At 67.2% G+C, this 13,196-nt stretch carries 13 protein-coding genes; 10 read left to right on the forward strand and 3 right to left on the reverse strand.

The genetic code is table 11. The features are described from left to right. Window positions 1–19 precede the first annotated feature (19 nt). Window positions 20–913 (reverse strand): GNAT family N-acetyltransferase, encoded by an 894-nt coding sequence (locus QQK25_RS18190; protein ID WP_284189209.1) that lies wholly within the window; start codon window positions 911–913, stop codon window positions 20–22. Window positions 914–1,167: 254 nt separating this feature from the next. Here QQK25_RS18190 and QQK25_RS18195 point away from each other — a divergent pair, with 254 nt between their 5' ends. The 10 genes from QQK25_RS18195 to QQK25_RS18240 all read left to right on the forward strand — a co-directional run bounded on the left by QQK25_RS18195 (window position 1,168) and on the right by QQK25_RS18240 (window position 11,301). Further along, entirely contained in the window at window positions 1,168–2,430 is a 1,263-nt protein-coding gene (locus QQK25_RS18195) for an Eco57I restriction-modification methylase domain-containing protein (protein ID WP_284189210.1), read from the forward strand. A 132-nt stretch (window positions 2,431–2,562) separates the two neighbouring features. Beyond that, window positions 2,563–3,861 carry a glutamate--cysteine ligase gene (gshA, locus tag QQK25_RS18200; RefSeq protein ID WP_284189211.1) on the forward strand — a complete coding sequence of 433 codons (1,299 nt, stop codon included), beginning with the start codon at window positions 2,563–2,565 and terminating at the stop codon, window positions 3,859–3,861. A gap of 12 nt (window positions 3,862–3,873) precedes the next feature. Further along, window positions 3,874–4,818, forward strand: coding sequence for a glutathione synthase (gene gshB, locus QQK25_RS18205; protein ID WP_284189212.1), 945 nt, complete (start codon window positions 3,874–3,876; stop codon window positions 4,816–4,818). After that, a complete protein-coding gene (locus tag QQK25_RS18210) occupies window positions 4,815–5,879 on the forward strand; it encodes an FAD:protein FMN transferase (RefSeq protein WP_284189221.1) in 1,065 nt (354 codons plus the stop codon). The genes gshB and QQK25_RS18210 overlap by 4 nt, the downstream gene beginning before the upstream one ends. Before the next feature lie 59 nt (window positions 5,880–5,938). Next, window positions 5,939–6,322, forward strand: a complete 384-nt coding sequence (locus tag QQK25_RS18215; RefSeq protein ID WP_284189213.1) for a PTS sugar transporter subunit IIA — start codon at window positions 5,939–5,941, stop codon at window positions 6,320–6,322. Between the two features lie 50 nt (window positions 6,323–6,372). After that, a complete protein-coding gene (locus QQK25_RS18220) occupies window positions 6,373–6,642 on the forward strand; it encodes an HPr family phosphocarrier protein (protein ID WP_284189214.1) in 270 nt (89 codons plus the stop codon). A 107-nt stretch (window positions 6,643–6,749) separates the two neighbouring features. Then, window positions 6,750–8,465, forward strand: coding sequence for a phosphoenolpyruvate--protein phosphotransferase (gene ptsP, locus QQK25_RS18225; RefSeq protein ID WP_284189215.1), 1,716 nt, complete (start codon window positions 6,750–6,752; stop codon window positions 8,463–8,465). A gap of 173 nt (window positions 8,466–8,638) precedes the next feature. Further along, complete coding sequence (gene metX / locus QQK25_RS18230; protein WP_284189216.1) at window positions 8,639–9,772, forward strand: homoserine O-succinyltransferase MetX; 1,134 nt, start codon at window positions 8,639–8,641, stop codon at window positions 9,770–9,772. Between the two features lie 10 nt (window positions 9,773–9,782). After that, window positions 9,783–10,385, forward strand: coding sequence for a methionine biosynthesis protein MetW (gene metW, locus QQK25_RS18235; protein ID WP_284189217.1), 603 nt, complete (start codon window positions 9,783–9,785; stop codon window positions 10,383–10,385). A 61-nt stretch (window positions 10,386–10,446) separates the two neighbouring features. Continuing rightward, window positions 10,447–11,301, forward strand: a complete 855-nt coding sequence (locus QQK25_RS18240; RefSeq protein WP_284189218.1) for a Dyp-type peroxidase — start codon at window positions 10,447–10,449, stop codon at window positions 11,299–11,301. 216 nt (window positions 11,302–11,517) lie between these two features. Here the strand turns inward: QQK25_RS18240 and QQK25_RS18245 are convergent, their stop codons facing one another. Together QQK25_RS18245 and QQK25_RS18250 are read right to left on the reverse strand one after the other, a co-directional pair. Continuing rightward, a complete protein-coding gene (locus QQK25_RS18245) occupies window positions 11,518–12,318 on the reverse strand; it encodes a PEP-CTERM sorting domain-containing protein (RefSeq protein ID WP_284189219.1) in 801 nt (266 codons plus the stop codon). A 130-nt stretch (window positions 12,319–12,448) separates the two neighbouring features. After that, the coding region (locus QQK25_RS18250; RefSeq protein WP_284189220.1) for an AfsR/SARP family transcriptional regulator at window positions 12,449–13,196 on the reverse strand (748 nt) is incomplete at its 5' end.

Genomic DNA, 13,196 nt, shown 5'->3' on the forward strand with positions numbered 1-13,196 from the left:
CCCGGCCCCGCAGCCGGAGTCAGGCCCGCTCGCCCAACAGGGTCTGGATTTCTTCGCTGACGGCCTCGGTCGCGGTGTTGTCCTCATCCCGCCGCTGCAGCAGGGCATGCGCCCCCAGCAGTAGCCTATGAAACAAAGTTCGTTTCAATTGCAACACCGTTGCTGCGCGCAGCGAACCGTTGGCGAACTGGCGCTTCACCTCGCTCTCGCCAGGACGGAAATCCAGCAGCCGGAAACAGCCATCCGCAAACAGCAGGCGGAGCGCCGCCAGATGGAGGATCGTCCCCGCAGACCACTGACGGAAGTCATCCCGCTCGCCACCACCTGTGTACTGCAACGTGTCACCCACCGCGCGCAGGCACACGAAGGCCACCGGCGCGCCCTTTGCAAACAGCACCAGGCCATGCAGGCGCCCCTCGGCTGCCGCATCGCGCAGCTCGCTGCCGGGCGCATAGCCGGGGCTCACGATCGCCGCGTGCCGGACGAAGGCCTCGACCTCGGCCGGGGTGCGGAAGTCCTGGATGTCGAGCCGCCCCCCATTTTCCCCGAAGGCCTCGGCAAAGCGGGCCTCGTCGCGGGCGAAGGATTCGCGGGTCTTGGCCGAGAAGCGGCCTTCCAGGTAGGCCTCGTAGCTACCGGGCCAGGCAAGGTAATGCCACGCGTCGCGCTTCACCACGTACATCACCCGGTCGTCGAGCACGCTGTGGGTGCGCCAGCCCTGATCGACCACGCCGCACAGCAGATGACCATCGAGCCCGGCCGGCAGAGGCTGGGCGGCGAGCTCGCGGGCGTTGCCGGCCAGCACGTCGACCAGCGTCGTCTGGCGTACGGAGAGGTTCAGCGGCACCGCGAAACGGCGCTGGCCACGCAGCACGAAAGGCAGTGACAAACGCCTGCCCGAGGTGAGATCCATAAAATGCCCTTGCAATTTCCAGAATACCTAAAACAAGCATTCATGCGGGTTTCAGGCGATTACGCTTAACAGTGTCGCATTATGCCCCGGTCTGGCCCGGTCTGTCTGGCGTTTCGATGACGTAGTGTTATACACACTCGCCGGGACATATTCAGCCCGTATAACCGCCTTTTGTTCTCAGCTTGGGCAGCGCTGGCCCCGTGCTTCCGCTTCCTGCACAATGCGCGCCAGACCCTCGCGCCGCCGCCTGCCCCATGGCCCACACTGCCCTGCCCCCGCCCCCGCCGACCGCGTCCCCGCCAGTCCAGACCGACATCGCCAGCCTCGGTCAGGTGTTCACGCCAGAGCCGGTGGTGCGCGCGATGCTGCGCCTGCGCCAGAACACCGGTCGGGTGCTCGAGCCCTCCTGCGGCGACGGCGCCTTCCTGCGCGTGCTGCATCACGCGGTCGGGATCGAGTTCGATCCCCGTCACTGCCCGCCGGGCGCCCACAACATCGACTTCTTCGCCTACCCCGAAGACGAGAAATTCGACACCGTGATCGGCAACCCGCCCTACGTGCGCTACCGGGACATCGCGCCCTCCACCCGCGCGCTGCTGCGTCGGGACGGCTTCGACGGGCGCAGCAATCTCTACCTGTTCTTCATCGAGAAGTGCGTGCGCCACCTGCGGCCGGGCGGCGAGCTGATCTTCATCACCCCGCGGGACTTCCTCAAATCCACCAGCGCCCGGGCGCTCAACCGCTGGCTGCACCAGCGCGGCACCATCACCCACGCCATCGAGCTGGGCGACGCCCGGGTGTTTGCCGACGCCCTGCCCAACTGCCTGATCTGGCGCTACGAACTGGGCGAGACCGGCCATCACACCGCCTGGGCGCGGATCAGCCAGGGCGACGACCTCGCCCACAGCCTCGAACACCCCCAGTGGCAGCGGCGCAACTTCCTCGAAACCGCCGGCCACCTGCTGTTTTCCCATGGCGAGTACGGCCTGAGCCTGGCCGACGTGGCGAGCGTGAAGGTGGGCGCGGTGTCGGGGCTGGACGCGGTCTACGCCAGCGAGGCCCACGGCAACCGGGATTTCGTCACTTCGGCCACCGCCCGCACCGGCCAGACCCGCCGGATGATCTGGTGCGAACCGGACGCCCCGACCCCCGAGGCGCTGCTGCCCCACCGGGACGCCCTGATCGCCCGGCGCATCCGCAACTTCGACGAGACCAACTGGTGGCACTGGGGCCGCAGCTACCCCCAGACCGACGCCCCGCGGATCTACGTGAACACCAAGACCCGCCGCCCCAACCCCTTCTTCGTACACCCGTGCACGAACTTCGACGGCGCCGTGCTGGGCGTCTTTCCCCATCGCCCGGATGTGGATCTGGAGGCCTTCCGTGACGCCCTCAACGGTGTCGACTGGGCCGATCTGGGCTTCGTCTGCGACGGGCGCTACCTGTTCTCCCAGCGCAGCCTCGAGAACGCGCCGCTGCCCGGGCGCTTCCGCGCCTTCCTGCCGGCGCCGGGCTGAGGCCCTCCGGGGGTGCCGGACGGATGGTGTAACATCCGGCCAGAACAATCACGGGCCGCGCGGGTCCACGGTGCTGCTGCGCCGCAAACCACCCGACGCATCGCCCCTTCGAGAACAGTCCGCGAGGTCTCCATGGTCCCCCATCTCACCACCGCGCTCACCGGCCCACTGCTTGAGCTGGAAAAGCATTTCCTCGACAACGCCTGTGCGATCGAGCGCTGGATGCGCACCCAGTGGCAGGAACACCTGCCGCCCTTCTACGGCTCCACCGACCTGCGCAACTCCGGCTTCAAGCTGGCGCCGGTGGATCTCAACCTCTTCCCCGGCGGCTTCAACAACCTCAACGACGCCTTCCTGCCCCTGTGCGTGCAGGCAGCACAGGCCGCCATCGAGCGCATCTGCGTCGGCGCCCGGTCGATCCTGCTGGTGCCCGAGAACCACACCCGCAACCAGTTCTACCTCCAGAACGTGGCCAAGCTGGTGTCGATCCTGCGGCTCACCGGCCTCGAAGTGCGCCTCGGCAGCCTGCTGCCCGAGATCACCGAGCCCACCGTGGTCGAGCTCGCCAACGGCGCCACCCTCACCCTGGAGCCGCTGATCCGCAACGGCCGCCGCCTCGGCGTGAAGGATTTCGACCCCTGCGCGGTGCTCCTCAACAACGATCTGTCCGCCGGCATCCCGGCGCTGATGAAGGATCTCCACGACCAGTGGGTGATCCCGCCGGTACACGCTGGATGGCACGCCCGCCGCAAGTCCAACCACGCCGCCGCCTACGACCGCGTCACCCGCGACTTCGGCGAGGCCATCGGCATCGACCCGTGGCGCATCAACCCGGCCTTCGACACCTGCTCGGGCCTGGATTTCCACGCCCGCACCGGCGAGCAGGAACTCGCCGACAAGGTCTCGAAGATGCTTGGCGAGATCCGCACCAAGTACCAGGAATACGGCGTCACCGACGAGCCCTTCGTGGTCGTCAAGGCCGACGCCGGCACCTACGGCATGGGCGTGATGACGGTGAAGGACGCGTCCGAACTGATCGGGCTCAACCGCAAGCAGCGCAACAAGATGAGCGTGGTGAAGGAAGGGCTGGAGGTCCACGACGTGATCATCCAGGAAGGCGTGCACACCTTTGAAACCCTCAACGGCGCGGTGGCCGAGCCGGTGGTCTACATGATGGACCACTACGTGGTGGGCGGCTTCTACCGCGTCCACACCCAGCGCGGCCGCGACGAGAACCTCAACGCCCCCGGCATGCACTTCGAGCCGCTGGCCTTCGAGGCCCCGTGCAGCCTGCCCGACTGCAACCAGAGCCCCGACGCGCCACCCAACCGCTTCTACGCCTACGGCGTGGTGGCCCGGCTGGCGCTCCTCGCCGCCTCGGTCGAGATCGAGGAAACCGAGCCGCTGCTCCTCGAAGAAGCCACCGCCTGACGGAACCGCCCGATGAAATTCGCCTTCATCCTCGACCCCCTCGACAAGCTCAAGGCCTACAAGGATTCCAGCATCGCCATGATGCGGGCGGCCGCCCGCCGCGGCCACGAGCTCTTCGCCATCCAGCGCGAAGCGCTGATCTGGGAAGGCGGCGTGGTCTCGGCCCGCTGCCTGCCCATCGGCGTGTCGGATTTCGACCACGCCTGGTACGCCCCCAGCGGCGCCGAGGCGGTGATGCCGCTCACGGATTTCGACGCCGTGCTGATGCGCCAGGATCCGCCCTTCGACTTCGAATACGTCACCGCCACCTGGCTGCTCGAACGCGCCCAGCAGGCCGGCGCGCGCATCTTCAACCACCCGCGCTCGATCCGTGACCACTCCGAGAAGCTCGCCATCACCGAGTTTCCCCAGTTCACGCCGGCCACCCGGGTGGCCCGCGCCGCCGTCGACATCAACGCCTTCATCGACACCCACGGCGACACCATCCTCAAGCCCCTCGACGGCATGGGCGGCAGCCAGATCTTCCGCGTGCGCGCCGACGATCCCAACCGCAACGTCATCATCGAGACCCTCACCCAGGACGAGCGCCGCACCATCATGGCCCAGGCCTACCTGCCGGCCATCTCCGGCGGCGACAAGCGGGTGCTGGTGATCGGCGGGCAGGTCATCCCGTTCTCGCTGGCGCGCATCCCGATGGCCGGCGAGACCCGCGGCAACCTCGCCGCCGGCGGGCGCGGCGTGGCCATGCCGCTCACCGACGGCGAGCGCGCCATCGCCGAATACCTCGCGCCCATCCTGTGGTCACGCGGGCTGCTCATCGTCGGCCTCGACGTGATCGGCGACCGGCTCACCGAGATCAACGTCACCAGCCCCACCTGCATGGTCGAGATCACCGATCAGACCGGCTTCGACGTGCCCGGCGCAGTCATCGACGCCCTCGAAGCGGCGTGCGCCTGATTCCCCTCCAACGCGCCGCCGCCTGGCTGGCCGCCCTCGCCCTCACGGCGGGGCTGCTGGCCGGCTGCAGCCGGGAGCGCATCCACCAGCAGGAATCCTACGTCTTCGGCACCCGCGTCGAGGTGCTCACCTGGGACGCGTCGGAAGACAAAGCCCGCGCCGCCGTGGCCGAGGTGCTGCGCGAGTTCGATCGCCTGCACCGGGCCTACCACGCCTGGGAGCCCTCCGAGCTCACCGCCCTCAACCAGGCCATCGCCGCCGGCCAGCAGGGCATCCCGGTCTCGCCCGAGCTCGCCGCGATGCTCACCGAGGCCAAGGCTATCGCCGCCACCGGCGACGAGCTGTTCGACCCGGCGCTGGGCCAGCTCATCGCCCTGTGGGGCTTCCACACCGACACCTTCGTGCCCGTGCGGCCCGATCCCGCCAAGCTCTCCGAACTCGTCAAAACCCACCCGACGATGGCCGACCTCACCATCGCCGACGGCAAGGTGACCAGCCGCAACCCCGCGGTGCAGCTCGACCTGGGCGGCTACGGCAAGGGCTACGCGCTCGATCGTGCCGCTGTCATTCTCAAGGCCCGCGGCATCGCCAACGCCCTCATCAACATCGGCGGCAATGTGCTGGCCCTGGGCAGCAAGGGCGACCAGCCCTGGCGCGTGGGCATCCAGCACCCCCGCGAGCCCCGCCCACTGGCCACCCTGCCCCTGCGCGACGGCGAGGCGATCGGCACCTCCGGCGACTACCAGCGCTACTTCGAGCTCGACGGCGAACGCTTCTGCCATCTGCTCGACCCGCGCACCGGCCAGCCAGCCAGGGGCACCCAGGCTGTCACCATCCTCGTCACCCCGCGCCCCGCCGGCTCCACCCAGGCGGGTACCCTGTCGGACGCCGCCAGCAAACCGATCTATCTCGGCGGCGAGCGCTGGCGCGACTATGCAAAGCGTTTCGGCATCGAGCACGCGCTGCGGGTCGACGCCGCCGGCCAGATCGAAGTCACCTCCGCGCTGCACAGCCGGCTCCAGTACGGCGACGGCATCAAGCCGACCATCGTCGTTAACTGATACAAATACCCCGCTTTTTTCGGCTTGCCGCCCGGCCCACATTGGATAGAATGGGCTGGATGATCGGGATCCTCTTGATAACTCACGGCAGCCTCGGCGAAGCGCTCATCCAGTGCGCCTGCCACGTGCTCAACCGTCGCCCGCCCCAGCTCATGCAGTTGGGCGTCGCCGGTCAGGACGATCCCCTCGACGCACTGCCGCTGGCCCGCCGTCTGCTCGACCTGGTCGACGACGGCAGCGGCGTGCTGGTCCTCACCGACATCCTCGGCGCCACGCCCGCCAACATCGCCGCCAAGCTCCTCGAGCCGGGTCGCGTTGCCGGCGTTGCGGGCGCCAATCTGCCAATGCTGCTGCGGGTGATCACTTACCGCGAACGAAGCATGGATGTCCTGCTCAAAAAGGCCATCGCCGGCGCCTGCGAAGGCGTCGTCCACATGAAGTAGTCACCGGAAACCACAAAAAGAAGAATCAGCGAGGAAGGAAGACAAGCGCAATGCCACGCCAGGAAGCCAACATCATCAACAAGCTCGGGCTCCACGCCCGGGCCTCCGCCAAGCTCACCCAGGTCGCCAGCGCCTACAGCTGCGACGTGTGGCTCGAGCGCAACGGCAGGCGGGTCAACGCCAAGAGCATCATGGGCGTCATGATGCTCGCCGCCGCCAAGGGCAGCACCATCGTGATCGACACCGAAGGCGCTGACGCCGATCAGGCGATGGCCGCCCTCCAGGCCCTGATCGCCGACAAGTTCGGCGAAGGGGAGTAAGGCTGGGAATCGGGCATTGGGAAGTGGGAAATGGGTAGGCAACCACCCGACCCGGCCCAGTGCCCTCCGCTCCTCAGCCTGCTGCCCACACCCATAAAGGCCCCGCCATGAGCTTCACCGTCCACGGTCTTGCTGTCTCCCAGGGCATCGCCATCGGCCACGCCCACCTGGTTTCCCACGCGCTGCTCGAGGTCGCCCACTTCACCGTGGCGCCCAAGCACGTGGAAGCCGAGGTCACTCGCCTGCGAACGGCGGTCGCCAAGGTCAAGAGCGAGCTCGCCGGGCTCAAGGCCGCGTCCGGCTCGGCGCCCTCCGAAGTGGATGCCTTCCTGGGCATGCACATCATGTTCCTCGAAGACCCGATGCTGGTGGACGCCGCCGAGGCATTGATCCTCACCCGCCGCGCCAACGCCGAGTGGGCGCTGGTGCAGCAGATGGAGCTGCTGGTCGAGCAGTTCGAGGCCATCGAGGACGCCTACCTGCGCGAACGCAAGGCCGACGTGGTGCAGGTGGTCGAGCGCGTCGTGAAGGTGCTGCTGGGCCACCCGGGCCACCTGCCGCCCAAGCGCAAGGACGGCCTCGGCACCATCGTCGTCGCCCACGACCTGTCGCCCACCGACACCATCGGCTTCAAGGATCACGCCGTCGCCGGCTTCATCACCGATGTGGGCGGCCCCACCGGCCACACCGCCATCGTCGCCCGCAGCCTGTCGATCCCCGCGGTGGTGGCCCTGCGCCACATCCGCCATGTGGTGAAGGACGACGAGCTCATCATCATCGACGGCATCCGCGGCGTGGTCATCGTCGATCCCGACGAGCGCGTGCTCGAGGAATACCGCCTGCGCAAGGCCGCGGTCGAGCTCGAACGCTCCAAGCTCAAGCGCCTCAAATCCACCCGCGCCGCGACCCTCGACGGCGAGGAGGTGCAGATCCTCGCCAACATCGAACTCCCGCCCGACGCCATCCAGGCCAAGGGCGTCGAGGCCGACGGCGTGGGCCTGTTCCGCACCGAATTCCTCTTCATGAGCCGCGACTCCTGGCCCGACGAGGACGAACAGTTCGAGGCCTACAAGTCGGTGGTCAAGACCATGGCCGGCAAGCCGGTCACCGTGCGCACCCTCGACGTGGGCGCCGACAAGGAGCTCGAAGGCGCCACCCGCTCCGAGGACAACCCGGCCCTCGGCCTGCGGGCGATCCGCTACTGCCTGGCCGAGCCCAAGATGTTCCTCACCCAGCTGAGGGCGCTGCTGCGCGCCAGCCACTTCGGGCGGATGAAGATCCTGATCCCGATGCTCGCCAGCAGCCACGAGATCGACCAGACCCTGGTCCTCCTCGAGAAGGCCAAGGCCCAGCTGCGCGAACGCAAGATCAAGTTCGACGAATCCGTGCCGGTGGGCGGCATGATCGAAGTGCCCGCCGCCGCCCTGTGCCTGGGCGCCTTCACCCGGCGCCTGCAGTTCCTGTCGATCGGCACGAATGACCTGATCCAGTACACCCTCGCCATCGACCGGGGCAACGAGGCCGTCGCGCACCTCTACAACCCGCTCCACCCGGCCGTGCTGCGGCTGATCCACCAGACCATCCAGGCCGGCGCCAAGGCCGGAGTGGATGTCTCGGTGTGCGGCGAGATGGCCGGCGACCCGGATTGCGCGCGGCTCCTCATCGGCATGGGCCTGCGCCAGTTCTCGATGCACCCGGCGCAGATCCTCGAGGTGAAGCAGGCCATCCTGCGCGCCGACGCCGCCGACCTCACGCCCAAGGTCCAGCGCCTGCTCAAGCTGGACGACCCGGACCGGGTCCGCGAGGCAGTCGAGAAGCTCTAGGCCGCGCACAGGCCCGGGGTTTGACTTGCCCCCGGCCATCGCGCTAATCTTGGTTCTCAGCGCCGATTTGAACCCTTCAGCTTGCGGGCGCTTTAAAAGTACGGCTAAAGCGACGGCAGCCCAGTCCGCGACCGTTCGCCGGCTGGGTTTTTCGTTTTTGGGACGAAACACGAATGCAAGAAGCTCAATCCGTTGCACAATCGGTTGGTCTGGTCGTACCCCAGACAGCGCACTTCACCGAGCCCCTGCCCCTCAAGAGCGGCGGCGTGCTGCCCCAGTACGACCTCGTCTATGAAACCTACGGCACCCTCAACGCCGCGCGCAGCAACGCGGTGCTGGTGTGCCATGCCCTGTCCGGTTCGCACCACGTGGCCGGCGTGCACGCCGACGGCAGCGTCGGCTGGTGGGACAACCTGGTCGGCCCCGGCAAGCCCCTCGACACCAACCGGTTCTTCGTGATCGGGGTGAACAACCTGGGCGGCTGTTACGGCAGCTCGGGGCCCAACGCCATCAACCCGGCCACCGGCAAGCCGTGGGGCGCCGACTTCCCCTTCGTCACCGTCGAAGACTGGGTCGATGCCCAGGCGCGGCTGGCAGATCGCCTCGGCATCGAGCGCTTCGCGGCGGTGGTCGGCGGCAGCCTCGGCGGCATGCAGGCCCTGTCGTGGACGCTGCAATACCCGGATCGCGTCGCCCACGCGCTGGTGATCGCCTCGGCGCCCAAGCTCACCGCCCAGAACATCGCCTTCAACGAAGTCGCCCGTCAGGCCATTTTGAAGGACCCGGATTTCCACGCCGGCCACTACTACGAGCACGGCGTCGTGCCCACCCGCGGCCTCGCGCTGGCGCGGATGATCGGCCACATCACCTATCTGTCGGACGACGCCATGGGCCAGAAATTCGGCCGGGCACTGCGCCACGACAAGCCGGTGTTCAGCTACGACGTGGAGTTCGAGATCGAATCCTACCTGCGCTACCAGGGCGACAAGTTCGCCGGCTACTTCGACGCCAACACCTACCTGCTCACCACCAAGGCGCTGGATTACTACGACCCGGCCTTCGACTACAACGGCGATCTGGTGGCCGCGCTCGAGCGCGCCAAGGCCGACTACCTGGTAGTGTCCTTCACCACAGACTGGCGTTTCGCCCCGTCCCGCAGCCGCGAGATCGTCTACGCCCTGATGCACAGCGACCGCCGCGTGAGCTACGCCGAGATCGACTGCGCCGCCGGCCACGACTCCTTCCTCCTCGATGAGCCCCAGTACCACGCCGTGCTGCAGGCCTACATCGACAACATCCAACTGTGAGGGCGGCACGATGAGCTTCCACCGCTTCGACTACGACGTGATCGCCAACTGGATCGAGCCCGGAGAGCGCGTCCTCGACCTGGGCTGCGGCGACGGCAGCCTGCTGCGCTACCTCGGCGACGTTCGCCAGGTGCGCGGCTACGGCGTCGAGAACGACCCGGCGCGCCTGCTGGCCTGCGCCCGCAACGGCGTCAACGTGATCCAGATCGACATGGAACAAGGCCTCGCCGGCTTCGACGACGGCTTCTTCGACCACGTCATCATGAGCCTCTCGCTGCAGGCCATGCGCAACACCCAGGGCATCCTCAAGGAGATGCTGCGGGTCGGCCACGAGGCCGTCGTCAGCTTCCCCAACTTCGCCTACTGGCGCCACCGCCAGTCCATCCTGAACGGCCGCATGCCGGTGTCGAAGAACCTGCCCTACCAGTGGTACGACACGCCCAACGTGCGCTTCTTCACCATCGCCGACTTCGACGCCCTGTGCGAGCAGGAAGGCATCGTGATCCGCGAGCGGCTGGCCTTCGACGAGGACAAGGTGATCGTGGACGAACCCAACTTCCTCGCCAGCGTCGCCCTCTACCGGCTCGCCCGGGCCGACAGCGCCGCCGGCTGACGGGCCGGCGGGGATTGAACTATCATCCCCGCCGACCCCCGCGACCTTCCCGGAGACAGCCATGCCCACCCCGCAACCCGGCATCCTTCAGCCGCTGCCACCCCTCTCCCGTTATCTGGTGTTCGCCCTCGAACCCGACACCGACGTGGCCGCCGGCCTCAAGGCGCTGGTGGAGCTCGTCGATGGCGACGCCACCGTCGCCGGCATCGGCGAAGCCACCCTGTCGGCCATCGGCCGCAGCGTGCCCGGCCTGCGGCCCTTCCCGCCCCTGGCGGGCCCCGGCGTGAGCATCCCGTCCACGCCCGCCGCCCTGTGGCTGTGGCTGCGCGGTGACGACCGGGGCGAGCTGCTGCTACGCGGCCGCCACCTCGAGCAGGCCCTGGCCCCGGCCTTCCGCCTCGTCGAAACCTGGGACGGCTTCAAGCACGGCAGCGGCCGCGACCTCACCGGCTACGAAGACGGCACCGAGAACCCGGAAGGCGACGAAGCCGTCGCCGCCGCCATCGCCGCGGACGGCACCAGCCTCGTCGCCGTGCAGCGCTGGGAGCACAACTTCAGCCGCTTCGAGGCCATGCAGCCCGAAGAGCGCGACCACTGCATCGGCCGCCGCCGCTCGGATAACGAAGAGCTCGACGACGCCCCCGAATCCGCCCATGTGAAGCGCACCGCCCAGGAAAGCTTCGACCCCGAAGCCTTTGTGGTACGCCGCTCCATGCCCTGGGCCGACGCCAGCGCCGCCGGCCTGATGTTCGTCGCCTTCGGCCACAGCCTGGATGCCTTTGAAGCCCAGATGCGCCGCATGGTCGGGCTGGACGACGGCATCGTCGACGCCCTGTTCCGCTTCACCCGGCCGCTGTCCGGCGCCTACTTCTGGTGCCCGCCGGTCAAGGGCGGCAAGCTGCAGCTGCCCCGCTGAGTCCACGATGAATCAGGGCCACCCTCGGGTGGCCCTGATTCCTTCACGACCGACGAACGTCGCTTGCCCCCAGCCCAGTCAGTTCCCGGTGGTTTCGGTGTAGTGACGGATGCCCCCGCCCATCGAGGCAATGATTGCCATCGCCGCACCTTCGGCGAAGAACCCAATGCATCGATCGCGATTCCGATCTGCTACGCAGCAGCGACGCCGCTCGCTTTACGCCGACCGACGGCGCCGTATCAGCGCCATCAGTCCAGCTCCGATACCCAGTAGCGCCATCGAGGTTGGCTCGGGGATCGGCCGGTCGAACATTACGTAAGCAAATCGGGCTCCGACGTAATCATCAAGGCTCGTGCTCTCGATATGACTGACGAAACCCAGCTCAACCGAAGTCGGATCAAGGAGATCAGGACTGAGATTCTTGTCTGCCTGCGCAGCGCCGGTGCAAAGCCCCGTTACAGGGCTCCGATTATCCGCACACGTGAGCGACTCATACAGCGCTCCGTCCAGATACAGTTGGGCACTGGCGGAGGAGAAGATTGTTCCACGGCCTTGCTCGGCGAATCCCGTGCCAAAGACGTAGTTGCTCAGACTCGCACCCTTCACGTCAAACCCGATGAACGTCACGGTATCACCGGTCCCAAACGCTGAAGGCCGTGCCAGCCAAGGGTTAACCAACGCGTCAAGCGGGGAGAACATCAATCCAAACGACGTCACCCCGGGTGCATCGATTGCCTGGACCCGGATCTCGCTCGCTCGCGCGAAGACATCGGTGAACTGGAACTTCACTGAATCAACCTCGACGTACGAGTTGTGGCTGAAGGCGTCCTTATCCCAGAACTGATCCAGCGAAAAAGTACCGCTGGTCAGGTTTTCACATTGCTGGCTTCCGGCGGGACCAGACGCCGAACAGATGTGATAGACCGTTGTCGCGCCTGCGACATCCGGCATCAAGGCGCCCAATGGAGCTAGCACCGCCACACCGAAAGCACGCAAAAACACCTTTTTGAGTTCCATGAAAGCTCTCCCACGTCAATTGGCCGGAGCCGACCTCGCATTGATCCAGAATGCCCTGATGGCATTAACAGAACCGTAATTACCGGGATCGACATGCCTTGAGCCTACATGCGAGATGGTTCCAAATCGGTTACACGCGCAGTCGGGGAGCCGTACCCGCGATTGCCGCCGAGCGTGAAATCATCTCTTTCACGCGCTTGCGGTAGCTCACGACCCACGACATCCCGCTTTCGCCACTCAGGAACTCCCCAGCCAACTGAAAGCAGGTCGGCGGAACTGCTTCTGGGTGCTCAGAAGCGGAGCTAATGGCCGCCTGGAGTTCGTATACATCCACCCGACACAGATTCCGCGGCAAGCTCACCAAACCGTGCTTCACATGCACCCAGTTCAGCGGCGGCTCGCCTTCGCGGCGCCCGAGGCGGCGCAGGCGGTGGAGGGCGACCTTCAGGTTCTGCATGGCCTGGGCGCCTTCCGAATCCGGCCACAGCATGTCGGCGAGGCGTTCGGCGGGCACCTTCTGGCCGCCAGCGCAGATCAGGGCGATCAGCAGCATCTTGGTGCGCACGCCCTTCCAGTCGCGGTCGTAGATGCGCCGGCCGTCGATCTCGACGACGAACTCGCCAAGGGTGCGGATGTTCACCCGCGCACCGGTCTCGGCCGATCCGCCGGAGGTGGGTTGGAAGACGGATTCCAGCTCGGCCAGCCAGGCGGCGTTGCGGTGGAGCGGCACCAGCCGCTCGCCGACGGGCACCAGCTCGCGGGCGGCAGCGAGCATCCGCCGGGCCCGGTCGAACTCGCCGGCGCGCACGTCGAGCATCGCCTGCTCCTGACGGGCCACCGCGGCCACCCGACGCAGGCCCAGATGCAGCCAGCGGGGC

It is taken from the genome of Zoogloea oryzae, assembly GCF_030161255.1.
Lineage (GTDB): Bacteria > Pseudomonadota > Gammaproteobacteria > Burkholderiales > Rhodocyclaceae > Zoogloea > Zoogloea oryzae.